21 protein-coding genes are annotated in these 22370 nt (G+C 65.4%); 5 read left to right on the forward strand and 16 right to left on the reverse strand.

Going from position 1 to position 22370, the window contains the following annotated elements; all coding sequences use genetic code 11:
* The 9 genes from murF to FMM79_RS14685 all read right to left on the reverse strand — a co-directional run bounded on the left by murF (position 1) and on the right by FMM79_RS14685 (position 9658).
* Positions 1 to 1500, reverse strand: a complete 1500-nt coding sequence (murF, locus tag FMM79_RS14645) for a UDP-N-acetylmuramoyl-tripeptide--D-alanyl-D-alanine ligase (RefSeq protein WP_148628202.1) — start codon at positions 1498 to 1500, stop codon at positions 1 to 3.
* Entirely contained in the window at positions 1497 to 2969 is a 1473-nt protein-coding gene (locus tag FMM79_RS14650; protein WP_148628203.1) for a UDP-N-acetylmuramoyl-L-alanyl-D-glutamate--2,6-diaminopimelate ligase, read from the reverse strand. The genes murF and FMM79_RS14650 overlap by 4 nt, the downstream gene beginning before the upstream one ends.
* Positions 2966 to 4744, reverse strand: a complete 1779-nt coding sequence (locus tag FMM79_RS14655) for a penicillin-binding protein 2 (protein ID WP_240339219.1) — start codon at positions 4742 to 4744, stop codon at positions 2966 to 2968. The genes FMM79_RS14650 and FMM79_RS14655 overlap by 4 nt, the downstream gene beginning before the upstream one ends.
* A complete protein-coding gene (locus FMM79_RS14660; protein WP_148628204.1) occupies positions 4741 to 5322 on the reverse strand; it encodes a hypothetical protein in 582 nt (193 codons plus the stop codon). The genes FMM79_RS14655 and FMM79_RS14660 overlap by 4 nt, the downstream gene beginning before the upstream one ends.
* Positions 5319 to 6302 (reverse strand): 16S rRNA (cytosine(1402)-N(4))-methyltransferase RsmH, encoded by a 984-nt coding sequence (gene rsmH, locus FMM79_RS14665; RefSeq protein WP_148628205.1) that lies wholly within the window; start codon positions 6300 to 6302, stop codon positions 5319 to 5321. The genes FMM79_RS14660 and rsmH overlap by 4 nt, the downstream gene beginning before the upstream one ends.
* Complete coding sequence (locus FMM79_RS14670; protein ID WP_148628206.1) at positions 6299 to 6802, reverse strand: division/cell wall cluster transcriptional repressor MraZ; 504 nt, start codon at positions 6800 to 6802, stop codon at positions 6299 to 6301. Before FMM79_RS14670 ends, rsmH begins: the two co-directional genes overlap by 4 nt.
* Before the next feature lie 921 nt (positions 6803 to 7723).
* Entirely contained in the window at positions 7724 to 8116 is a 393-nt protein-coding gene (locus FMM79_RS14675) for a hypothetical protein (RefSeq protein WP_240339221.1), read from the reverse strand.
* 17 nt (positions 8117 to 8133) lie between these two features.
* Positions 8134 to 9144, reverse strand: a complete 1011-nt coding sequence (locus FMM79_RS14680; protein WP_148628207.1) for a cysteine synthase A — start codon at positions 9142 to 9144, stop codon at positions 8134 to 8136.
* A gap of 196 nt (positions 9145 to 9340) precedes the next feature.
* Positions 9341 to 9658, reverse strand: a complete 318-nt coding sequence (locus FMM79_RS14685) for a 2Fe-2S iron-sulfur cluster-binding protein (protein WP_148628208.1) — start codon at positions 9656 to 9658, stop codon at positions 9341 to 9343.
* Positions 9659 to 9810: 152 nt separating this feature from the next.
* Here FMM79_RS14685 and FMM79_RS14690 point away from each other — a divergent pair, with 152 nt between their 5' ends.
* Positions 9811 to 10428 carry a DNA-3-methyladenine glycosylase gene (locus FMM79_RS14690; RefSeq protein ID WP_148628209.1) on the forward strand — a complete coding sequence of 206 codons (618 nt, stop codon included), beginning with the start codon at positions 9811 to 9813 and terminating at the stop codon, positions 10426 to 10428.
* 243 nt (positions 10429 to 10671) lie between these two features.
* Positions 10672 to 10914, forward strand: coding sequence for a hypothetical protein (locus tag FMM79_RS14695; RefSeq protein ID WP_148628210.1), 243 nt, complete (start codon positions 10672 to 10674; stop codon positions 10912 to 10914).
* A gap of 6 nt (positions 10915 to 10920) precedes the next feature.
* Here the strand turns inward: FMM79_RS14695 and FMM79_RS14700 are convergent, their stop codons facing one another.
* From FMM79_RS14700 to FMM79_RS14710, 3 genes are read right to left on the reverse strand one after another with little or no spacing between them, the layout of a single operon-like run.
* Entirely contained in the window at positions 10921 to 11280 is a 360-nt protein-coding gene (locus tag FMM79_RS14700) for a YigZ family protein (RefSeq protein ID WP_148628211.1), read from the reverse strand.
* Positions 11281 to 11327: 47 nt separating this feature from the next.
* Entirely contained in the window at positions 11328 to 12437 is a 1110-nt protein-coding gene (locus FMM79_RS14705; protein ID WP_148628212.1) for an acyltransferase, read from the reverse strand.
* Positions 12438 to 12471: 34 nt separating this feature from the next.
* A complete protein-coding gene (locus FMM79_RS14710; RefSeq protein WP_148628213.1) occupies positions 12472 to 12780 on the reverse strand; it encodes a 4a-hydroxytetrahydrobiopterin dehydratase in 309 nt (102 codons plus the stop codon).
* A gap of 78 nt (positions 12781 to 12858) precedes the next feature.
* Here FMM79_RS14710 and ccmA point away from each other — a divergent pair, with 78 nt between their 5' ends.
* From ccmA to FMM79_RS14725, 3 genes are all read left to right on the forward strand, one after another.
* Positions 12859 to 13449 (forward strand): heme ABC exporter ATP-binding protein CcmA, encoded by a 591-nt coding sequence (ccmA, locus tag FMM79_RS14715; RefSeq protein WP_148628214.1) that lies wholly within the window; start codon positions 12859 to 12861, stop codon positions 13447 to 13449.
* Positions 13446 to 14105: a heme exporter protein CcmB gene (locus FMM79_RS14720; RefSeq protein ID WP_039388154.1), complete on the forward strand. Its 660-nt coding sequence runs from the start codon at positions 13446 to 13448 to the stop codon at positions 14103 to 14105. Before ccmA ends, FMM79_RS14720 begins: the two co-directional genes overlap by 4 nt.
* 589 nt (positions 14106 to 14694) lie before the next feature.
* Positions 14695 to 15141 carry a hypothetical protein gene (locus tag FMM79_RS14725; RefSeq protein WP_148628215.1) on the forward strand — a complete coding sequence of 149 codons (447 nt, stop codon included), beginning with the start codon at positions 14695 to 14697 and terminating at the stop codon, positions 15139 to 15141.
* 166 nt (positions 15142 to 15307) lie between these two features.
* Here the strand turns inward: FMM79_RS14725 and FMM79_RS14730 are convergent, their stop codons facing one another.
* The 4 genes from FMM79_RS14730 to FMM79_RS14745 are packed head-to-tail and all read right to left on the reverse strand — an operon-like array spanning position 15308 to position 22348.
* Positions 15308 to 15598, reverse strand: coding sequence for a DUF1294 domain-containing protein (locus tag FMM79_RS14730; protein ID WP_148628216.1), 291 nt, complete (start codon positions 15596 to 15598; stop codon positions 15308 to 15310).
* A gap of 12 nt (positions 15599 to 15610) precedes the next feature.
* On the reverse strand, positions 15611 to 16492 hold the full coding sequence (locus FMM79_RS14735; RefSeq protein ID WP_148628217.1) for a transglutaminase family protein: 882 nt from the start codon (positions 16490 to 16492) through the stop codon (positions 15611 to 15613).
* Positions 16492 to 18987: a circularly permuted type 2 ATP-grasp protein gene (locus tag FMM79_RS14740; RefSeq protein WP_148628218.1), complete on the reverse strand. Its 2496-nt coding sequence runs from the start codon at positions 18985 to 18987 to the stop codon at positions 16492 to 16494. The genes FMM79_RS14735 and FMM79_RS14740 overlap by 1 nt, the downstream gene beginning before the upstream one ends.
* Complete coding sequence (locus FMM79_RS14745) at positions 18977 to 22348, reverse strand: DUF2126 domain-containing protein (protein ID WP_148628219.1); 3372 nt, start codon at positions 22346 to 22348, stop codon at positions 18977 to 18979. Before FMM79_RS14745 ends, FMM79_RS14740 begins: the two co-directional genes overlap by 11 nt.
* Positions 22349 to 22370 lie beyond the last annotated feature (22 nt).

Below are 22370 nucleotides of genomic sequence, written 5' to 3' on the forward strand. Positions count from 1 at the left end.
TCACCCTTCCTGCTTGTTCAGCTCCGAAACGAGCGAGGCCAGGCCCACTGAATTGGACCCTTTGACGAGAATGGCATCCCCGCTTTCGAGTCCGAAAGCGCGCACACGATCCACAGCCTCCCTCACACTCTGGCAATGCGCGAAGGCGGCCGGTTTGCCAAGCGAGGAGGCCGCGTTTTCCCCCGCATCCGCGCGGGTTTCGAGTTCCCGGACAAGCGGGAGCATTTCATCGCCGACCAGCACCAGATAGTCGACACCGGCCTCACGAATCGGCTCTTCGAGCGCGGCGTGATAGCCGGGCCCGTGAGTACCCAGTTCCTTCATGGCGCCCAGCACCGCAATGCGCCGCTTGGCGCTGGTGCGACCGAGCTGCGCAAGCGTCGCACGCATCGAGGCTGGATTGGCGTTGTAGCTTTCATCGATGAGGAGCGCGGTACGCGAACCGTCCGCCTTGGCCTCCCCGCGCGAAACCGCGATTTCCAGACGCGCGCCGCGCCCAGCAAGGCCGCCCATTTCGGCAAGCGCTACGCCCGCCGCGCCCAGATCGCCGCCGATGGCGCGGATGGCCGCCATGACTGCAAGCGAGTTCATCACCTGGTGCTCGCCCGGCGCGGCCACGGCGTAGCACACCCGGCGATCGCCCATATCCGCAGTGACGAGCGAGCCCCCGCCAATCGCATCGACTGCGTCGAGCAGGCGCACGTCCGCGTTGGCACCTCGACCGAAAGCGACGACATGCGCGCCGCAGCGCAGCGCCGCCTTGCGCAGGCGCTCGTAATGCGGACTGTCGGCCGGGATCACCGCCGTGCCGCCGCGTTCAAGCCCCTGGAATATCTCCGCCTTGGCGTCGGCAATGGCCTCTTCGGACCCCAGGTTCTCGATGTGGGCGGGCGCGATAGTGGTGATCACCGCCACATGCGGGCGAACCTGGCGCGTCAGCGCGGCGATCTCGCCTTCGTGGTTCATCCCCATCTCGAACACGCCGAAGCGGGCCCTGGCGGGCATGCGCGCAAGGCTGAGCGGCACCCCAACATGGTTGTTGTAGCTCTTGACCGAACGGTGCGCATCGCCGCGCGTCGCGCGGTCGAGGCCCTCGAAAATCATCTCCTTGACGCCGGTCTTGCCAACCGATCCGGTCACTCCGATCACCGGCCCGCGCGCACGCTGGCGCGACGCGGCGCCAAGACGCTCAAGCGCCTCGGTCGTGTCCTTGACGAGGATGTGCGGTCCTTCCACCGGGCGGTCGACGACACACGCCGCCGCCCCCTTGGCGAAGGCCATCTCGACGAAGCGGTGGCCGTCCATGCTCTCGCCTTTCAAGGCGAAGAACAGGTCACCCGTCTGGACGTCGCGGCTGTCGATCTCGACGCCCGATACGGTGAAGGGACCACTCGCCGTGCCGCGCAATACGCGTTCGAGTGTCGCGGAATCCCAGAGGCCCTGCGCCTGCTCTTCCGCCTCCGGTGCGGGCCAATCGAGGATACGTGCCAGTGCCGTCATGCGTCGCCTACCTTCCCCAGTGCACCTGCCATCTCGCGCGCCACGTCCACGTCGTCGAAGGGCAGCACACGCATGGCCTCGCCGCTGCCGATGATCTGCCCCTGCTCGTGCCCTTTGCCCGCGATGAGGACGATGTCGCCGCCCTTGGCCTCGGCAAGAGCCGCACCGATGGCTGCGCGCCGATCGCCGATTTCGCGAGCGCTCGCACTCGCACCCGCAAGCACCATACCGCGGATTGCGGCCGGATCCTCGCCGCGCGGGTTGTCGTCAGTGACGATGGCGATGTCGGCGAGTTCGCTGGCCACCCGGCCCATCGGTGCCCGCTTGCCAGTATCGCGGTCGCCCCCTGCCCCAAACACGACGATGAGCCGCCCCGAGACATGTGGGCGCAGCGCGGCAATCGCGGCTTCCAGCCCATCGGGCGTGTGGGCGTAATCGACGTAGACCGGCGCGCCAGAGGGCGTGATCGCGGCGCGTTCAAGACGTCCGCGTACGGTGACGAGCCGCTTCATCGCATCGAACACCCGGTCCGCATCGCCGCCCGTCGCCAGAACCAAGCCTGCAGCGACCAGCGCGTTTGCGGCCTGGTAAGCACCGATCAACGGGAGCGAGATCATGCGCGAAACGCCAGCATACTGAACTTCCAGCTGCTGCCCCAGGCCTCCAGGCTTGCGCGCGGCCAGGCGGATATCCTTGCCCTGTTCCCCCACGGTAAAAACCTTGAGCCCGCGCGCCCGGGCATGGACGACGGCCCGCTGCGACCAGACGTCGTCGGCCCAGATCACCGCCGTACCCTCGTCGGCTACAACTTCGTCGAAAAGGCGCATCTTGGCTGCGAAGTACTGTTCCATGGTAGCATGGTAGTCCAGATGATCGCGACTAAGATTGGTAAAGGCGCCCGCCGCCGCGCGCGGCCCCTCGATGCGGTACTGCGAAAGGCCGTGGCTGGAGGCTTCGTAAGCGACGTGGCTGACGCCCTCGCGGGCGAGCCCTGCCAGATTGCCGAGGAACGTCACCACGTCTGGCGTTGTCAACCCGGTCGAAACCCGCGCATCGCCGGTCGTCACACCCAGCGTACCGATGGAGGCCGCACGCTCCCCTACCATGTTCCAGACCTGGCGCGTGAGCTCGACCGTCGAGGTCTTGCCGTTGGTCCCGGTCACGGCGACGAGCGTTTCGGGCACAGGGCGATAGAACGGCGCGGCCAGCTGGGCGAAAAGGCGGCGCGGCTCGACATCGACGAAGGACGCCGCACCCGTGATGGGCGCCTCGCTGGCCGAGACGATGGCGACCGCGCCTGAAGCGATGGCGTCCGCGATGTAGTCCTCGCCGTTGAAGCGCGCGCCTTTAAAGGCGCCGAACACGGTTCCGGGTGCGACCTTCCTGTGGTCGATGGCGAAGCCGGTCACCTCTGCATCGGGACCGGGAAACGCAAGGCCGGCGGTGGCGCAGAGGGCGGAGAGTTTCATTCTTCGGCTTCGCTCACTTCGTGGGGGATGAGAGGCTTGAGATCCGAGATGTCGATATCGCGGGTCTCGTCGGGCATGATGCCCAGCAGCGGTCCGATACGCGGGACCACGCGCGCCACCACCGGCGCCGCGTTCCAGGCGGCTGTGCGCTGGTAGCTGGTCGCGACCGTGCCCTTGGGCTCGTCCATCATGGCTATGACGACATAGCGCGGCTTGTCCATGGGGAAGGCCGCCGCGAACGTGGAAATCAGCGAGTGGTGGCGATAGCCGCCATTGCCCGGCTTTTCCGCCGAGCCGGTCTTGCCCCCGATCCGGAAGCCCGGCGCATCGCCCTTGCGGCCCGTACCATAGAGCACGATCATGCGCAGGAGTTGGCGGATACGCGCCGAGGTCGCCGCGCTGAATACCCGGCGCCCTTCGGGCACCTCGCCCGCGCTCAGCTTGCGCAGCGTGGCCGGGCGCCACATCCCGCCGTTGACGAGCGCGGCGTAGGCCGTGGCCAAATGCAGCGGGGTGACCGCCACGCCGTGCCCGTAGGATACCGTCATTGTGCGCAGGCGCCGCCACTTGCCGTTGTCCCAGATCGGAAAGCCGCGCGCAGGAAGCTCGATGGCGGGCCGCGTGTTCATGCCCAGCGTCTTGAGCTTGGCCTTGAGCCGCTCTCCGCCCAGTTCATCGGCGATCTGGGCTGTCACCACGTTCGAGGAATGGATCAGCGTTTCAGGCACGTTGAGCGAATCGCCCATCGCGTGGCTGTCCTTAATCGTGAAGCGCCCGACATGGAGCGGGGCCGCGGGCCAGCGGCGCGCCAGGTTCGTGACCGTGCCGGCATCAAGCGCGGCTGCAACCGTGATCGGCTTGAAGGTCGAGCCCAACTCGTAGACCTGGTTGGTCGCGCGATTAAAGCCCTTGGGCACCTCGCCCTCTTTGGCCTCTTCAGGCGTCACCACCATGTCATTGGGCTTCACGTGATTGGGATCGAACCCGGGAAGCGAAGCCAGCGCCATGACTTCGCCGGTATCGACATCGAGCACCACACCGGCCGCGCCTTTGGCCTCGGACAGCGCCATGCCCTTGGCGAGTTCGTCCTCCAGCGCACTCTGGACGCGAAAGTCGATGGAGATGACCGAAGGCGCCGAGCGGCCTTCTGGGCTCACCAGTTCCTTGTCGAAGTACTGCTCCATGCCGACCTTGCCGTGACCGTAGCTGTCGACATAGCCCAGCACGTGCGCGGCAAGCGAGCCTTGCGGGTAGTATCGCGTCGTCTCCAGCGGGAACTCAAGTGCAGGCTCGCCCAGTTCGTGGACGCGGTTGGCGTCCTCGGGAAGCAGCGACTTGCGGATGTAGCCCGCCTTGCCCGACGAAAGCTTTTCGATCACCTCATCCTGGTCAATGTCGGGGAAGATGCGCGCCAGGCCCGCCGCGATTTCCTTGGGCGAATGGATCAGGGGCTCGCCCTCGGCCATCGCCTTAGGGTTGAACCAGAGCGAATAGACCCGAAAGTCGCGGGCCAGCGGCGCCCCGTTGCGATCGACGATCTCGCCGCGCTGGGGTGTCAGCAGATCAGCCAGACGCACCTCGCGAGGTGACGGACCCGTGGTGCCGAGGTACGCGATGCGCAGCGCAGCGATCAGCCCCACCAGCACAAACGCGACGAGCACCCAGAGGGTTCGCGCCTTGGCCATAAGCAGCGAGCGCTGGCGTTCGTTGACGAGCCCGCGTGAGCCCGTCGAGACCGTGACCGGAACCGTCGACTGAAGAGCCAGCGCGGTCACTGGTCGGGCGCCTCCGCGATTTCGATGCTAGCCAGGCGGCGCGACAAGTCGGCAGCTTCGGCGCGCAGGGCTGCGCGGTCGCTGTCGCGCGTCTTTGCGGCCGCCACCTCGCGCCGGCGCTCTTCTTCGGGCATCGCGGCAGCTGTCGCGCCGCTCACCGGATTGACCATAGCCAGCAGCGAGCCAGCCTTCTCCTCGGCGCGCTCGGCCACGTCCTCACCCGGGATGTCGGCTGGCTCGGCGTTGGCGTAGCGGATCGGCGCGGGCGCATCGGGCCCCGGCGCGGCGCCCAGCGCGGCAAGCTGGCGCTCCCCTTCCAGGTACTGGCCTGCACCCGGCGCCGCGTAGCCGAACTCCAGGTCATTGAGCTTCTTGAGCGCCTGCTGGTTGGCCCGCGTCTGGAACTCGGTCTCAAGGAAGTTGATCTGCTGCTGGGTGTACACGATCCGCTTCTCGGCCGCGTAGACCTCGCTCTTCACCGCGTTGACGCGCAAGGTCAGCGCCACCAGCATCGCTGCACAAATTGCGAGCACCGTGATCCACCCGATGGAGCGAACGCGATCTTGGGTCAGGTTCATGGGTTTTTCCTTGAGGGTGAACGGTTTTCAGCAGAACGGGCGGGAGCGTGGGTACGAATGGCACTACGCAGGGTGGAGGAACGGGACCGGGGGTTGAGCTCCAGCTCAGCGGCGCTGGGCTTTACCGGCTTGGCCACTTTCGCAAAGGTCGCCGCGGGACCGGTATCGACGAGCGGCAGGTGGCGCGAGGTGGAGCGCGCTTGGCCGCTCGCCTCCTTGAGGAAGCGCTTGACAATGCGGTCTTCCAGGGAGTGGAACGTGACCACGGCCAGTCGCCCGCCTTCGCGCAGCAATCCCTCGGCTGCGGCCAGCGCGACCTCGAGTTCGTCGAGCTCGCCGTTCACGTGGATGCGGATCGCCTGGAAGCTGCGCGTCGCAGGATCCTTGGGAGCGCCGGGGCGGTGGCCAAGCGCCTTGCGGATGACACGCGCCAGCTCGCCCGTCGTGGTGATCGGACGCGCGGCGACAATGGCGCGGGCGACGCGGCGCGACTGGCGTTCTTCACCGTAAAGATAGAGCACATCGGCAATCGCGCTCTCCTCGCCTTCGTTCACGAAGTCGGCGGCCGAGTAGCCATCCTGACTCATACGCATGTCGAGCGGACCGTCGCTGGCAAAGGCAAACCCGCGCTCCGCCTGGTCGAGCTGCATCGAGGAGACACCGATGTCGGCCACAATCCCGTCGACGGTTTCGATACCTGCGTCAGACAGGGCATCGACCATTTCGGAGAAGCGGCGGGGATGCAGGACCAGGCGGGGCGGCACACTGGAAAGTTCGGGCCAGCGTTCAGGGTTCGCGTGGACGGCCGCGATCGCGTCGGGATCGCGGTCGAAGGCGTGGACGGTCGCACCGGCATCCAGCAGGCGACGCGTATAGCCGCCCGCCCCGAAGGTCGCATCGACGACCACCTGACCGGCAAGCGGCAGCAGCGCGGCTTCGACTTCGTCCAAGAGGACGGGGATGTGGGGAGCCTCGCTCACTTCTTCTTCGCCTTGGCAAGTTCGGCGTCGGCCAGCGAACGGCAGGTGGCGACGATGGTTTCCATCTCGGGATCCTCGGCGAGCGCATAGAGCTCGGCCGGGTTCCAGATGGTGATGAAGCGACCCACACCCTGAAAGAAGAGCTGGTCCTCGATGTTGGCAAGACCCGACAGCGCCTCGGGCAGGACGAAACGGCCCGAGCCGTCGAAAGGTACCTGCTGGAACGAGTAGAGCTGCATCGCACGCTTGTCGCGGCTGAAAGGGCGCCCGGCGCGGTCCGCGCGCTCTTCCTCAGTGTCGAGCTGCTTCTCGAAGTCGTCCACGCGTGAAAGGCCGAAGGCGACGAGGCACTTCCACTCGGGATGCTTGGCCAGGCAGATGATGTCCTTGCCGCTCGATTCCCGAACCGTGGGGCGAAGGGTGTTGGGCAGCACAAAGCGCTTCTTGTCGCGTATAAGCGAGAAGCCCTGTCCGCTGTAGATGGTTGGCTGCCCAGCCATGCCGCCCTGTTGATCCCCGTGGGTTTTGCCGCCTCGGAGCATGACCGAGACCACCCCCCGCAGCGCAGGTGCGCAACAGGGTCCGCACCAACCGAACACGGCGCGGCGGGACTCAGGCATTCCGATTGCGTTTCCTTCTACCTTGCCCCCTTGGGGGATAAAAGGGAAATTTGGGGAATGACGGGAATTTTCACGAGATCGCACGCCCTGGGGACTTTACCCACATACTTTCCACAGGGCCTGTTAAGCCTAAGTTATCCAATAATACCTTTGAATTTGTGTAATTTTATGTAGTTCCACTGAGTTTGCGGCTGCGAAGATAGCGCCACTCGCCGCTGTCCCCGAGCGTCCCCACCCTTGCCGCAAGAACCTGCGTAAAGACACGGATTGCAGCCATCATGAATGCACGATCCCGCGATCTCCCCTTTTGCCCGCCGGAAAGGCCAACCGGCGCAATCATGGCAAAAAGTCCCGGTTTTTCGCGCCTCAGGGAACCCTTTACTACGAAAAACAGGACCGATGCGCCCCCGTAGCGACCACGTGGGGAGCCAATCGATCCCCAGTCCTCCCCGAAACGGCCCACGCCCATCCCCGCAGATCTCCATATGGACCCACCCCAAGCCGAAATTGCGCAATATGGCGCGAGGATCAGGAAGCCAAAAGGCCGGGGCCTCTCCCTAGGCCCCGGCCTGTCCCCAGTCCTCCCCGAACCGGGACGAAGTTCCACTCAGCCAAGGTCCTGGCAATCGTCCTTAGGGATAGTCCGGAAGGAAACACGGCGCCCGGCACTGCCAATCCCCGCCCACTCCCCACGAGGAACCGACGCAGACCGAGAATCGGACGCAAATTTCTAAGTGATTCTCAGGACGCCTGCGGGGCACGAGGCCCCACGCACACCTCATCCAGAACAAGGGACGAGGTCTATTCCTCGCGCAGCGGCGCATCGAAAGGCGCCGCACGCGGATCGAGCGGCCCTTCCACATCGCGCGTCGAGGTGCCTTCGGCTTCCTTGGCCTTCGGCGAAGGTTCGGCTGCGGGCATCACGCCGATATCCGCGAGCGGGTCGCTTGCCGGCTTCTTCTCGGGCGCATCAGCCGCGACGACCTCGCGGATGGGGTCTTCCTCATCCGCAAGGCGCGCGCGCTCCATGATGATGCTCGCCAGCCCGACGATGAGCAGCATCGCACACAGGCCGAAAAGCCCGACCTGCAACCGATGCATCGCCTGCGAGCGCAGTTCGCGCGAAGACGGTTCTGCAAAATGCTGCGGAGTGGTCAGTGGTTCGACGACCTGGGGGGGAAGCTTGGCTGCCATCTCGGGGAAAGATTACCTCAGCGCACCAGCCACGGGAAGATGGGCAGACCCTTGGTTTCGAGCCACTCGGGGTTGTAAAGTGTGGACAAGTACCGGAAGCCGGTGTCGCACAGGATCGTGGCAACACGCGCATCCTTGCGACCTTCCGCGACAAGCTTCCGACCAAGCGCTACCGCACCTGCCACGTTGATGCCCGAAGACAGGCCCAGGCACAGCCCCTCTTCGGCCAGCAGACGACGCACCCACTCGAGACCTTCCTCGTCCGACATGCGGAACTGGGTGTCGATCGGCGCACCCTCCAGGTTGGCGGTGATGCGGCCCTGGCCGATCCCTTCTGCAACCGAAGACCCTTCGGCCTTCAACTCGCCGTTGGCATAGTAGTTGTAGAGCGCCGCGCCATACGGATCGGTCAGCGCAACGAGGATGTTCTCGTCGAAGGCCTTTAGGCCAAGGCCGGTGCCCGCAATCGTACCGCCGGTGCCCGCCGCGCAGGTGAAGCCATCGATGCGGCCACCCAGCTGCTCCCAGATTTCCGGCGCAGTGCTTTCGATGTGGGCTTTGCGGTTGGCGACGTTGTCGAACTGGTTGGCCCAGACGGCCCCTTCGGTTTCTTCGGCCAGACGGCGCGAGGTGTGCACGAAGTGGTTGGGGTCGGCGAACTTGGTGGGCGGGACAAGGACCAGCTCGGCGCCGAGCGCGCGCAGCGTGTCCATCTTTTCCTTCGACTGGTTGTCGGGCATGACGATGACCGACTTGTAGCCGCGCGCATTGGCCACCAACGCGATACCGATGCCAGTATTGCCCGCCGTGCCTTCGATCACCGTTCCACCCGGCTTCAGCTCGCCGCGCACTTCGGCGTCGCGCACGATCCAGAGCGCCGCGCGATCCTTGACCGAGGCGCCGGGGTTGGCGAATTCGCACTTGCCCCAGATTTCGCAGCCGGCAGCGGCGCTGGGCCCTTTGAGAAGTACGAGCGGGGTATTGCCGATCAAGTCGATCGAGGAAGGCGTGGCGTTTGGTGCTGTCATGGCCGCTGACTTAGGAAGTGTCCCTGCATGTCGCAATCGAATTGCGCTTTAGGCGTAAAAAGCTGGACCGCGGGTTAACGCATACCGCCGGAACCCGCCGAAAGGGCCGCTCGCAACGAAAAGGGGCGCAAGGCCGGCCGGACGTATCGTCCGGCACCGACCTTGCACCCCATTTTCGGAGCCAAAGGCGCGTCGATCAATCCTCGGGGGCGATCGTTACCTTGCAGCCTTCAAGCGCCGCGGTAATGGGGATCTGGCAGGAGAGACGCGAGTACTCGTTGCGGTGGTCCGAGCTGTCGAGCAGGTCGTTCTCGTCTTCGCTCATCTCGGGCAGCTTGTCCATGTAGGCCGGGTCGACGTGGACATGGCAGGTCGCGCACGAGCAGCAGCCGCCGCACAGCGCGAGAAGTTCATCAAAACCGCTGTCGCGGATGGTCTCCATGAGCGTGCGGCCTTCGCTGGCCTCGACGCTCGATTCCTCGCCCGCGTGATTGACGACGGTGATCTGCGGCATTGTCCTGTGTCCCCTCTTGGTAAAACCGGGTTGGTCGGCGGCGCTTCTACACGCCTCTGAGAGGAGGTGCTAGAAGCGCCATACGGCTTTGGCAAGCCGATTTGTTAATACTAATCATCCAAAAGTTCATACTTAAACAAGAGAGATGCATCATGGCGCTGGGCGCACACCAGATTGAGTATGGGCTTGATACCCTGGCCGGTATCGAGCCAGGCATCGCCCGGGCGCTGAAGGCGTGTGGCTACCCCGAACCACGCCCCCGCCCCACCGGCTATGCAACTCTTCTTCGCACAATCGTGGGCCAGCAGGTGTCGGTCGCCGCGGCAAGTTCGGTCTGGGCCAAGCTCGAATCGCTGCTCGGGCCCGAGCTGCCCCCCGAAGACCTCCTCGCAGCCGAGTTCGATGCGCTGCGCGGATGCGGCCTCTCGCGCCAGAAGCAGGGCTATGCACGCTCGCTGTGCGAGCTGGTGGTGGCGGGCGAACTTGACCTTGCAAACCTCCCAGATGACGACGAGGCCGCCATTGCCGAACTGGTACGCATCAAGGGCATCGGGCGCTGGTCGGCCGAGATCTACCTGCTCTTCGCCGAGGGGCGCCCCGACATCTGGCCCGCAGGCGACCTGGCCGTACAGGTCGGCATCGGCAAGATACTGTGCCTTCCCGAAAGGCCGAGCGAGAAGGAGACCCGCAAGCTTGCCGAGAACTGGCGGCCGCACCGGGGCGCCGCGGCGATCTTCACCTGGCACTGCTACAACAACGCAGCCCTGTGACACGCACCAAACCGCTGAAAGCACGACACCTTCTCTCGTCCGGCGCAGGCTGGCCACGATCTGTCGCGCCCCCTCTCTTCCCTCGCCTCGGGCGGGAACCAATTTCCTCCCGTTCGCATTCCCGCCGCGATGGCGAATTGCGCAGGGTCAAAGAATGGCCCTGCTCCATGGGCCATCGCCAAGAGTGAGAGAGAGTGCGCGGCCCGGAACCGGGTGCGAACGGTGGAAACCCGAGGATGCCCGATGCCAGTTTACCAGTTGCGCTTCGCCGAGGACGAAGTGGGTCTTGCCCAGCGGCTTGAGTTCACCGCCGCCGATTCGAGCGAAGCCCTGATTTTCGCGCACAAGGAAGCCCAGGACCGCAACGCCGAATTGTGGCTGGATGAAACCCGGCTGTGTACCATTCGCCGCGTGCGCACGCCCGCACCCGACCTGATCCCACCGCTGGTGCATGTCCCCGTGCGCGAAAGCGCGCTCGCGGGCTGAGGCGCCTCAGCCTTCCGCGTTCAACGCGTCCAGATAAAGGGCGACCGCATCGCGCACATGGCGAAAGCGGTCGCCACCCAAGTGCTTGCCCCCGTACCAGCGGGTCACCACTACAAGATGCGCCTCCAGCCCGGCCGCTTCGAGCTGCTGGAGGATGATCATGCCCGCCCCGCTTTCCCCGTCATCGTTCTTGACCGGACCTCCCGCCCCCAAGAGGCCCCATGAGTTGTGCGTGGCTTTGGCGAACCTTCTGGTCTTCTTCAGCCCTTCGATCAGCCCCTTTGCCTCTTCGGCGTCGCGGCACGGCGCGCCCGAAACGGCATATTTCGAGCCTCTATCGGAGATGATCTTGTCGAAAGTGCGCATGCCCGCGCCTTAGCGTCCGTCCCTTGGCGATGCAAAGCACGCGCGATTCAGACGATGGCCGGCTGAACCTTCGGCCTCGCTACGCGGGGATGGAAGCGACGCTCCATCCAGCGACGAAGATGCGGTGACATGCCCTCGGTCGCCTGCGAAAACAGCACGCAGAGCGCGGTCACCAGCATCAGCAGCCCGGCCCAGAGCAGCGGGCTGCCTCCCGCCTCGATCCCGTGCGAGCGCAGCAACTGGATCAGCGGCCAATGAAACAGGTAAAGCGTGAAGGAGAAGCCCGCGAGCGCATGAGCCGCCCCTCGCATCCGCAAGATCGGAGCTTCAAGGCGCGCCGCCAGCGGGCGCAGCGCGATGACGGCGGAGGCCATAATCGCGCCCATCAACAGATCCGACAGCACCCAATAGGACCACTTCAGCGGCTCGGGCCAGATCCGCGCCGCCAGCGGATTGAGAACCGTCATATCGACCTGAAACAGTCCCCAGGCCGCAAGTCCGCAGCCCGCCAGCACCAGCGGCGCGACGCGCAGAGGCAATCTTTTTGCGGACGGCATAGCGGTCAGCGCCACGCCCATCAGCCAGACCGGAAAGAGCAGGAGCAGCGTCGACCCGGCCAGAATACACGCAATCGCAATTGCCATCACGCGCGCCCAGCCCCTCAGGAAAAAGGCCAGCGCAAAGATCGCGTAATACCAGACCTCGTAGCACAGCGACCAGTACGGCGGGTTCCAGACTGGTGCTGGCATTCCCGGCCAGGCGCTCAGGAATACCAGTGGCGGCAGGATGCGCTCGGCGAAGAGCCGCGGATCGTCGGGGCTGTTGTCGATGCGCACATGCGCGTCCCCCGCCAGAAGATAGGCCGAAAGCGCCGCGAACAGCAGCGCGGGCACCGCGACCGGCAGGATACGACTAACCCGTGCGATGGTGAAGCGTGCGAGGCTGGAGGGACGCGCCGTCACCGAGGTCGCGATGACAAGGCCCGACAACACGAAAAAGACGATGACACAGTAATGCTGGAGCCGCCCCGAGAACGGAAAGGGCCCAGTGTAGAGCTGAAGCTGCACGCTGTGCCCCACCACCACCAGGAACGCGGCCAGGAAGCGCACGAAATCGAGCACGACCGACAGCGGCCGGGTCAGGAAGGGGCTCTGCATGGTGGCGCGCTCGGGACGGGGGCGGGGTGCGCGCTCAGTCGGCCCCGGCAGCCGTTGCCGCCGTGTCGATGAACTGCGCCATGTCCGCATCGCGGCCCGACAGGCCACCGCAATCGTGCGTCGTCAGCGCGATTTTCACGGTGTTATAGACATTCGACCACTCGGGGTGGTGATCGACCTTGTCCGCATGGAGTGCGACCCGCGTAATAAAACCGAAGGCAGCGTTGAAATCGGCGAACTTCAGCGTGCGCTCGATCGCCTTGCCGTCGCCGCGCAAACGCCATGCAGCGTGCCTTTCCAGTAGCGGTTTCAACTCGGTGTCGGAGAGCCGGGTGACAGACATGCGCGATACCTTTCCTCGAATCGCCTGCCGCGTCAGGACGCTTGGCAGATCAGGGCCTTTCCACTAGGGCACGGCGTCATGCAAGAGGCCAAGATCGCGATCCGTGACCTTGCCTGTCGCCGCGGCGACAGGGTGCTTTTTCGCGGCCTGTCGCTTGCCCTCAACGCGGGTGAAGCGCTGCAGGTTGCGGGCAGCAATGGAATTGGCAAGTCGAGCCTGCTGCGCATCGTCGCCGGGCTCGCCCCGGCCTTCGCCGGCACGGTGGAGCGCGAGGGCACTATAGGCCTCGTCGACGAACGCTCCGCGCTCGATACCTCGCAGGCGCTCGGCGATGCCCTTGCCTTCTGGGCGCGGACCGACGGCACTTCCCAAAGTGCAGCACAAGCCACGCGCGACCGGCTCGGCCTCACCGACCTTCTGGATGTCCCAGTGCGCTATTTGTCCACCGGCCAGAAAAAGCGCGCAGCGCTTGCCCGCCTGATCGGCCAGGCTGCCCCGCTCTGGCTTCTGGACGAACCACTCAACGGCCTCGATGTCCATGCGATCGAACTGACCGAAGCGATCGTCGCCGAGCATTGCGCGGGCGGAGGCATTGCCCTTGTCGCCTCGCACCAACCCTTCCGGATCGAGGGCCTCCAGCGCCTCACCCTTGCGGACTTCGCCCCGTGACGGGCCGAGTCTTCGCCCTCCTGAAACGCGACCTTGCACGCCTGCTGCTGGGCGGGCGCGGAGGCGGCGCACTGATGCCGGTCCTGTTCTTCCTTTCGGTTGCCATGCTCTATCCCTTCGCGGTCGGGCCGGACGCGCCCCTGCTCGCCCGCACGGGTGGCGGCGTGATCTGGGTGGCCGCGCTTCTCGCCGCGATCCTGCCACTCGACCGGCTGGTAGAGCCCGACATCGAACAGGGACAGTTCGACCAGTGGGCCTTGCGCGGAATTTCCGAGGAACTGGTGATCGCGGTGCGCGTCCTTGCCCACTGGTTGAGCTTCGGGCCGCCGCTCATGCTGGCCACCCTGCCCGCGGCCGCCCTGCTCGGGCTTGAGGCCGGTACGCTGGGTATCGTCGAACTGGGGCTCCTCGCCGGAACTCCGGGACTGGCCGCGCTCGGCGTAACCGTGGCCGCCCTGACCGCAGGCCTGCGCGGCGGCACCGCCCTCGCCGGCCTGCTCGTCATCCCCATGGCTGTCCCCATCCTGATCTTCGGCGCGGGGAGCCTTGCCATCGGCGGAGAGAGCGGCCTTGCCCTGACCGCGGCGGCCAGCCTCGTCCTCTTGGCGATTGCCCCGTTTGCCGGCGGGGCCGCAGTGCGCGCCGCGCGCGGCTAAGAGTTTCGATCCAAGGGCTCTCACGCCCCGGTTTCGCGAACGGTCTGCCGCACCGCCGCACCGCCGCACGCGGCCTTGCCACTTGAGAGATCAAGTCATCGAGGCGACCATGGACCCTTGCAAGGCCCCGCTCCTTCGCCCCTCTACCTATGCATAAAGCTGTGTATAAACTGTTGGTCTGGTGCGTGTGGTTTGTGGGCAAAGCGTAGATATCTTGGCGTGATCAGACAATGTGCATAAAGCTGTGAATAACTGATGCAAAACCTGAGGATCTAGGCCGGATAAGCTGTGCCCTGTCGGCAAGCGGTCCTTGCCGAAAAAATGGCCGGGGCGGGCAAGGCAAGGAGCCGCCCCGGCCAAGGACACAGGATGGGAAAATCGAAGCCCCATGACACGAGCCGGACGGCTCTGACTTCGTTTCCCTGGGGCTTGACGGAAGCATCAAGCCGCGTATCAATAGCTAATGATAATCATTCTCATCTACAAGCCCTAATTTCACATCACCGCGAAATTTAGCCAAGTCGCTGAGAGATTGTCGTTTTGAACCGCAGCCCGCACCCGCGGCCAGAGCCCCGATGGAGAGACTCGCATGTACAAGTATGTCGACCGCCCGCTCAGCACGCTCGATGAAGGCTGCCGCTTTCTCGTCGCTTCCATGCGCGGTTGGGTCACCGCGATTTCCAAGCGCAACTGCCCCGCGCAGATGCTCGCACCCGCTTTCGCCCGCTGGCGCCTGATCGGAGCACTTCAGCCCTTTCACCGTCTCATGCTGATCCTAAACCGCGAGGCCCTCGACACCCTCCAGTTCTGTCCGGTGGGCTGCAATCACGTCTCCGAACACGAGGCGATCCTGCTCGAACTGGTCACATCCCTGCGCGAACGCGGAGCTGGCGAGACACGCCAGACACTCGAACTCGTCGTCGTCGAAGACGCGGTCGGCGACCTGCTCGACACCCTCACCCGGATCGGCGCAGCCATGGCCATCGCCGGGATCTTTCCTGGTGAGGTCGCACCTGTGCGCGGCACCCGCGATTGAGCCTTGGGGGAGCCGATTGCCGCACGAAAGGCGCAATGAAAGCCGAAGAAGCTAGAAGGAACATCCGAGGGCCATAGCCCTCGGGATCCCCAAAACTGGCGGGCGCACCTTGCGCATGCCAGTCAGCCCGAAGACGGTGGGTTCCGTTCTGCAAGACGAAGGGCCGCTAACCTGCAACCCAAACGACTAACGCCGCAATCGCCAGGACCTGCAACACAGCTAGCGCATGCAATCGGCCTACGAACGGTTGCTTGCGGGTCTTGTGGCGGAAATGGCGGCGCGCGGCGTAGGCGCCAGGCGTGCCGCCAAGAGCAGCAAGCAGCAGCAGCCGAGCCTCGGCCACACGCCGCCTACCGCACTGAGCCTGGCGCTTGTCCCAGCCGAAAAGCAGGAACGTCAGCGCGTTGATCACCGCCAGTGCGCCGACCAGAAAGGTCAGTTCGACAGGGGAAGGCATGATGCGTACCGCTCAGTCCAGCGGCGCAACGTCGACGGCGAAGTGCATCGTCTGCTCCGAGGTTCCCCGAAACGTCCCGTCCAGCGGAGCAACATCGGAATAATCACGCCCCATGCCGATAAAGATGTGGTCGGCATCGGCCAGTTTGTTGTTGGTCGGATCGAAGCCCACCCAGCCCAGTTCCTCCCCGCACCACAGGTTGACCCAGGCGTGCATGGCATCCGCACCGACCAACCGTGCCTTCCCTGCAGGTGGGATCGTACGCAGGTAGCCACTGACATAGGCCGCCGGGATACCGCGTGCCCGCGCCGCGATGATCATGACGTGGGTGAAATCCTGGCACACGCCATGGCGTTTGCGGAAGGCCTCGATCGGCGGCGTGTCGGTGGCCGTTGCACGCGAATCGAAGCTGAATTCGCTGTAGAGCGCTTCCATCAGCGTGCGCCCCGCGTCCATCACCGGCATCCCCTCGACGAGGTGTTCGCCCGCCCAGACGGCGATCTCGTGCTCGGGCACCGCAATGGGCGAGGCGAAGCTGTAGGAGGCTGGCCCCAGCGCGGAAAGGTCAGGAAGCGCCATCGCCTTCTCGCGCAACTCGACCAGTGCGGGCCCTCTAGCGTCGGCAACGAAAAAGGGGGTATCCTCGCGCTCGACCAGGAAGCGACTCTCGATGACGAGGCGATCAATAGGTTCCTGAAGCCCGAAGCGCGCCTCGTTGACGTGGTAGCTGCCCTCCCCTTCGGAGATCGCGGCAGGACGCGGGTGTACGTTGAGGGAATAGTCAGAGACACTCTGCCCGGGCCAGGCCGCGGGACGCAGGCGCACGTTGAACTGGGCGAGGCGCACAGGCGCTGCGTAGGACAGCGTGGTCTTGTGGCTGACGGCATAGCGCATCACAGAAGTCTCGTACGGCGTTCGGCACCTTCGCGGTCGAACTGGAGAAAATAGCGCTGCGAAATCGCATCCGAAAGCGCGAACAGGCGCCCCTCCAGAGTGCGCAGGCGCGCACGGGTTATGTCCTCGACCAGCGCGGCCTGAAGCTCGCCCTGCAATGCACGGGCCGAGCGCAGGGGAGCTTCGGGCACATTGTCGTCCCGCACACTCGGCAGCGCCTGAAGGTGCGTGACGATATCGGCAATCTGGAAGGCCAGGGCACGGGGATTGTCGGGATCAAGAAGCACCAGATCGCGCACCGGATCGGGCATCGGCGCGATGAGGTAACGGGTGCGGTAGACGATCTGACTGTCGCAAAGGTCAAGCAAGACGCCGCTTGCCACGTCCTCGCTCTCGCCCGTAAAGGCGGAAAGGTCGTGCGCCATGCGGCAGATCGCCTGCGCGCGCTCGATCCGCTCGCCGATCTTGAGAAACCGCCAGGCCGAGGAGCGCACCATGTTCTCCGCGACAAGGCCCGAGAGCGCACTGAAATGCTCGCCCAGCCAGCGCGTGCTTTCAAGCATGGCCTGCGGGCGCGAGACGGTGACAGGTGGCATTGGACGGCTGACGATGCGCCAGAAGTCGCGCGCGAAACGCTCGCGCAAGCTCATACCCACGTCCATTCGGCGCTTCAGAAGCGTGGCGACCGAGCCCTGCAGATTGGCCGAGAGCAGGGCCTTCGCACAGACATCTTCAAGCTTCTTGCCGACCGACCCCGCATCGGCCGCGCCCCAATATTCGAGCAGGCCGACAAGGCTTGCCGCGACCGCTCCACCACCGGTTGGCCCGCTTTCTCCTTCCATCGAATTGCCCAGCAGCGAGCGGACCACGCGCAGCACCAGTTCGGCACGCTGGTTGTAGCGTCCGAACCAGTAGAGATTGTCCGCTGCCTGGCTGGCAAGAATGCCGCCCCCGCGCGAAATCGGCGGGGAGCCCTGAAGCGTGGTGCGCTGGTGCTGTTCCGCCGCCTTCTCATCGACCACCCAGACATCGGCGGAAAGGTCACCCGCTCCCATCATCGTAGTCGGGAGGTCGCGGCTGGAGGACAGGCGCGCGAAACCACCGGGCATGACCGTCCAGCCGCCATCCGCGCGGCGCGCGACAAAGGCGCGCAATGTGAAGGGGCGCGGCACGATTTCGCCGTCGATGATCGCGGGCGCGGTGGACAGCTGGACGATCTCCTGCCCGCAATAGTCCATGGGACGGCGGCGCAGGGCCTCGGCGAAGAGCGTGCGATCTTCCGGCGTAAGCGATGCCCCGGCCACCGGATCACGTCCCGCCAATCCTTCGACCGGTTGTCCAAATGCCGGAAGCAGTGCCAGGTCGTCGAAGCGGCGGGCCACGGTGGCGCCCTCGCTTGCTTGTCCGCACCACCAGGTCGCGATACTGGGCAGGAGCGGATCCTCGTCCATCAGGAGGCGGCACAAGCGCGGCATGAAGGCAGCCAGGGCTGCCGACTCCAGAACCTCGCTGCCCGGCGCATTCACCATACCCACCCCGCCCGAGTTCCAGGCTTCGAACAGATTGGCGACGCCGATCTGGGAGCGCGCATCGAAGGCGAGCGGATCGAGCAGATCGGTGTTGATCCAACGCCAGATGCCATCGACCCGCTTGGGCCCCGCGATGGTGCCGACGTAGAGGCGGTTGTCGAGCACCGAGAGGTCCCGCCCCTCAACCAGCGGCAGACCGAGATAACGCGCAAGATGAGCCTGTTCTGCGTAAGTCTGGTTGAAGCGGCCCGGAGTCAGCAGCGCAACGCGCGGCCGCTCGCGCCCGCAGGCCGCGGCCATACCCTCGCGCATGGCGCCAAAGAACCCGGCGGTACGGCGCACATGGCTTGCCGCAAGCAGATCGCCAGTCGTGCGCGAGAGGGCAAGGCGGTTCTCCAGCGTATAGCCGATCCCGCTCGCCAGCCGCACACGGTCCTGGAGAATGCGCCATTGCCCGCGCGGTCCGCGCGCCAGCTCGGCCGAATAGACCTGCAGGAAGCGCCCGCAGGCCGGGGGATGGCCGATCATGCGGCGCACGAAGAAGGGGTTGCCAGCGATGACGGCGGCGGGCAGATGCCCGTCCTTCACCAGCTTCTGCTCGCCGTAGATGTCGGCGGCCAGCTTTTCGAGCATGTCGGCGCGCTGGACGAGACCGCGTTCAAGCTTGGCCCATTCGTCCGCGCCGATGACAAGCGGCATGGCGTTCACCGGCCAAGCGCGTTCTTCCTCGTCGCCGGTGACGCGAAAGGTGAGGCCCAGGTCGGCGGCGTTGCGGCTGGTCGCTTCCTGCAGAGCAGCCGCATCGTTTTCACCCAGCCGAGCGAGTTCAGCAGCGACCGCGCGCCAGCGCTCCCCCACCCAGGCCGGGGCATCGGTGTAGAGATCGCCGCCCTCGGGCCCTGCGGAATAGCGATCGAGCCATCCCCGCGCCCGCACTGGCCGCCGGGAAGGGGGGCTAGTGGACACGCGGCGGTCGTCTCAGATCAAGGGCATGGGGAAATTCACCCGGCAATTCCCCGGGCGGCGGTGCCATGGGCCCCGGTGAATGGCCGTGCGGTGTGAAGCGCGCCTTGCGCCGTGCCTCGGCCTCGTAGCCGTTAACGGGCACGGTGTCGTAGTTGCGCCCGCCCGGATGGGCCACCTCGTAGACGCAGCCTCCCAGCGACCGCCCGTTCCAGGTGTCGTAGATGTCGAAGGTGAGCGGAGTGTGCGGCTCCAGCAACGGGTGCAGGCACTCGGCTGGCCACCATGCCTTGTAGCGCACGCCGCCCACGCCTTCGTCCGGCCCGGTCATCGTCATCGGTACACGGCGCCCATTGCAGGTGATGACGTGGCGTCCCTTCACCAGCCCCGTGGCCTTGACCTGCAGACGCTCGGTCGAGCTGTCGACATAGCGCACGGTCCCCCCGATGGCGCCGGTTTCCCCCAGCACGTTCCAAGGTTCGAGCGCGTGGCTGATTTCCAGGTTGACGCCCCCACCCTCGACTTCGCCATGGACGGGGAAGCGGAACATGCGCTGCGCTTCAAACCAGGCCGGGTCGAACTCGTACCCCGCACGGCCAAGGTCGGCGAGAACATCGAGGAAATCCTCCCAGACGAAGTGGCCAAGCATGAACTTGTCGTGGAGCTGCGTGCCCCAGCGCACGAGGTCACCTTGCTGCGGCTCCTTCCAGAACCAAGCGGTCAGCGCGCGCAGGAGCAGCTGCTGGGCCAGACTCATCTTGCCGTCTGGCGGCATCTCGAAGCCGCGGAACTCGACAAGGCCCAGGCGCCCCGTGGGCCCATCGGGCGAGAACATCTTGTCGATGCATATCTCGGTGCGGTGGGTGTTGCCGGTGACATCGACCAGGAGATTGCGGAACAAGCGGTCGACCATCCAGGGCGCGGGCTGCGGGGCATCGGGGCCGGGAACCTGCGCCAGCGCGATCTCCAGTTCGTACAAGGCATCGTGGCGCGCCTCGTCGATACGCGGGGCCTGGCTCGTCGGCCCGATGAAGAGGCCCGAAAACAGGTAGGAGAGCGAGGGGTGGCGCTGCCAGAAAAGGACAAAGCTCTTGAGCAGGTCCGGGCGGCGAATGAACGGGCTGTCGAGCAGGCTTGGTCCGCCCAGCACGATATGGTTGCCCCCACCCGTGCCGATCGAGCGCCCGTCGACCATAAACTTGTCGGCGGTAAGGCCGATCTCGCGCGCGCAGTCGTAAAGCGCCTCGGTGATGTCGACCGTCTCGCGCCAGGAGGCGCTGGGATGGATGTTGACCTCGATCACGCCCGGATCGGGGGTGACCTTGAGGACAGTGAGGCGCGGGTCGGGTGGCGGGGGATAGCCCTCGATGCGGACCGGCAGGCCCATGTCCTCGGCCACCTGCTCGATCGCGGCGACGAGTTCGAGGTAGTCCTCCAGCCACTCGGTCGGCGGAATGAAAACCGCCAGATAATCCCCGCGCGGCTCGACCGTGAGCGCGGTGCGCACCGCGCCCTCGATGATGTCCTGTTCGACCAACTGCGGACCGAACTGGGCGGGTTCGGGCACGGTCTCGAAGCGCTGGCTGGCCAGTTCCTCGCGCATCTGGCGACCGCGCTGGGTCACCTGCGTGCGGATATCGGCCAGAGGCTCGCGCGGCTCGGCGGTGTCGCGCGGATGGATGTAGGGATAGTCGGCAGGCGGGACGTGCGGCAGCGAGCCAAGCGGCAGGCGATAGCCCAGCGAACCGTCGCCCGGCACCGCGGTCAGAACGCCTTTGCGCACGCGCCACAGCTCGCTCTGCCAATGGCGCTGGATCGGCGCGACCCTGGTCTGCCAGCGCTGGATCGGGAGCACGAAGCCGACCGGCTTTTCGAGGCCCCGGCGGTAGGTGCGCTTGAAGCGGCGGGCCAGTTCCTCGTCCTCGATGGCCGGGTCCATCGGCGTAGTGTTCACCGGAAGCTCGTCCTCGCGCAGCATCCACACGCCCGAATCCTCGTAGACCGGCTGGACGAACTCGGGCTCGACCCCCAGGTTCGCGGCGGCCTGCTTCAGAACCTTCGCGGCCTGCTGCACATCGATGGAGGGCACAGGATCGGGATTGCCGCCCTTTTCCAGCGGCTTTTCGCCCGCAAGCAGCGCATCGTCGCGCCAGATCGGTTCACCGTCCTTGCGCCAGTAGATCGAGTATCCCCAGCGCGGCAGCGTCTCGCCAGGGTACCATTTACCCTGTCCGTGGTGGAGCAACGAGCCGGGCGCGAACTTGTGGCGCAGGAGGCGGATCAGCTGGTCGGCGTAGGCCGCCTTGGTTGGGCCAACCGCCTCGCCATTCCACTCACCCGCTTCGAAATCGCCATCGGCAATGAAGGTCGGCTCGCCGCCCATGGTCAGGTTGACACCGTTTGCAACCAGATCGGCATCGACCTTGTCGCCCAGCGCCAGCATGTTCTCCCAGCGCTCCGGCGTAAAAGGCTTGGTGATACGGACCGCTTCGGCAATGCGGCTGACGTCCATCTTGAAATCGAAATCGACTTCGGCGGGTTCGGCCAGCCCCTCGATGGGCGTGGCCGAACGGTAGTGGGGCGTGGCGCATAAGGGAATGTGCCCCTCGCCCGCGAACATACCCGAGGTCGCATCGAGCGCGATCCACCCCGCACCCGGCACGAAGGCCTCGGCCCAGGCGTGCAGATCGGTCACATCCTGAAGCACACCCTGCGGGCCTTCCTTGGGGATCACGTCGGCGACCAGCTGGATGGAATAGCCCGAGACAAAGCGTGCCGCAAAGCCAAGACGGCGTAGCAGGTGGACAAGCAGCCAAGCCGAATCGCGGCACGAGCCCCGCCCCGCCTCCAGCGTCTCCTCGGGCGTCATCACGCCCGGCTCCATGCGGATCACGTAGTCGATGCGCTGTTCGAGCTGGCGGTTGATCTCGACGAGGAAGTCGACCGTGCGCCCCTGGTGGCCTTCGTACTGCCTGACCAGCTCCTCGAAAAGCGGGCCCTGCTCTTCCACGTCGAAATAGGCGGCAAGGTCCGTCTTCATCGCATCGGTGTACTGGAACGGGTACTCCTCGGCGTCGGGCTCAACGAAGAAATCGAAGGGATTGATGACCGCCAGCTCGGCGAGGAGATCGACCTCAATCTGGAAATGGTCGACCGGATCGGGGAAGACGATCCGCGCCAGCCAGTTGCCGTGCGGGTCCTGCTGCCAGTTGATGAAATGCTCAGGCGGACTGATCTTGAGCGAATAGTTCGGCACTTGCGTGCGCGAATGTGGTGCCGGACGAAGCCGGATTACCTGTGGGCCGAGCTTGATCCGCTTGGAGTAGCGGTAGCGAGTGAGGTGGTGCAGTGCCGCTTTTATCATCGCGTGTGACTGTGCGCGAAAC

This window comes from Novosphingobium sp. BW1 (genome assembly GCF_008107685.1).
In the GTDB taxonomy this organism is placed as follows: Bacteria; Pseudomonadota; Alphaproteobacteria; order Sphingomonadales; family Sphingomonadaceae; genus Novosphingobium.

Excerpts from the sequence above, each read along its gene's own strand:
- murF (WP_148628202.1), bottom strand. The coding sequence starts at position 1,500 with ATGACGGCACTGGCACGTATCCTCGATTGGCCCGCACCGGAGGCGGAA.
- FMM79_RS14650 (WP_148628203.1), bottom strand. The coding sequence starts at position 2,969 with ATGAAACTCTCCGCCCTCTGCGCCACCGCCGGCCTTGCGTTTCCCGGT.
- FMM79_RS14660 (WP_148628204.1), bottom strand. The coding sequence starts at position 5,322 with ATGAACCTGACCCAAGATCGCGTTCGCTCCATCGGGTGGATCACGGTG.
- FMM79_RS14670 (WP_148628206.1), bottom strand. The coding sequence starts at position 6,802 with ATGGCTGGGCAGCCAACCATCTACAGCGGACAGGGCTTCTCGCTTATA.
- FMM79_RS14675 (WP_240339221.1), bottom strand. The coding sequence starts at position 8,116 with ATGGCAGCCAAGCTTCCCCCCCAGGTCGTCGAACCACTGACCACTCCG.
- FMM79_RS14680 (WP_148628207.1), bottom strand. The coding sequence starts at position 9,144 with ATGACAGCACCAAACGCCACGCCTTCCTCGATCGACTTGATCGGCAAT.
- FMM79_RS14685 (WP_148628208.1), bottom strand. The coding sequence starts at position 9,658 with ATGCCGCAGATCACCGTCGTCAATCACGCGGGCGAGGAATCGAGCGTC.
- FMM79_RS14690 (WP_148628209.1), top strand. The coding sequence starts at position 9,811 with ATGGCGCTGGGCGCACACCAGATTGAGTATGGGCTTGATACCCTGGCC.
- FMM79_RS14695 (WP_148628210.1), top strand. The coding sequence starts at position 10,672 with ATGCCAGTTTACCAGTTGCGCTTCGCCGAGGACGAAGTGGGTCTTGCC.
- FMM79_RS14700 (WP_148628211.1), bottom strand. The coding sequence starts at position 11,280 with ATGCGCACTTTCGACAAGATCATCTCCGATAGAGGCTCGAAATATGCC.
- FMM79_RS14705 (WP_148628212.1), bottom strand. The coding sequence starts at position 12,437 with ATGCAGAGCCCCTTCCTGACCCGGCCGCTGTCGGTCGTGCTCGATTTC.
- FMM79_RS14710 (WP_148628213.1), bottom strand. The coding sequence starts at position 12,780 with ATGTCTGTCACCCGGCTCTCCGACACCGAGTTGAAACCGCTACTGGAA.
- ccmA (WP_148628214.1), top strand. The coding sequence starts at position 12,859 with ATGCAAGAGGCCAAGATCGCGATCCGTGACCTTGCCTGTCGCCGCGGC.
- FMM79_RS14725 (WP_148628215.1), top strand. The coding sequence starts at position 14,695 with ATGTACAAGTATGTCGACCGCCCGCTCAGCACGCTCGATGAAGGCTGC.
- FMM79_RS14730 (WP_148628216.1), bottom strand. The coding sequence starts at position 15,598 with ATGCCTTCCCCTGTCGAACTGACCTTTCTGGTCGGCGCACTGGCGGTG.
- FMM79_RS14735 (WP_148628217.1), bottom strand. The coding sequence starts at position 16,492 with ATGCGCTATGCCGTCAGCCACAAGACCACGCTGTCCTACGCAGCGCCT.
- FMM79_RS14745 (WP_148628219.1), bottom strand. The coding sequence starts at position 22,348 with ATGATAAAAGCGGCACTGCACCACCTCACTCGCTACCGCTACTCCAAG.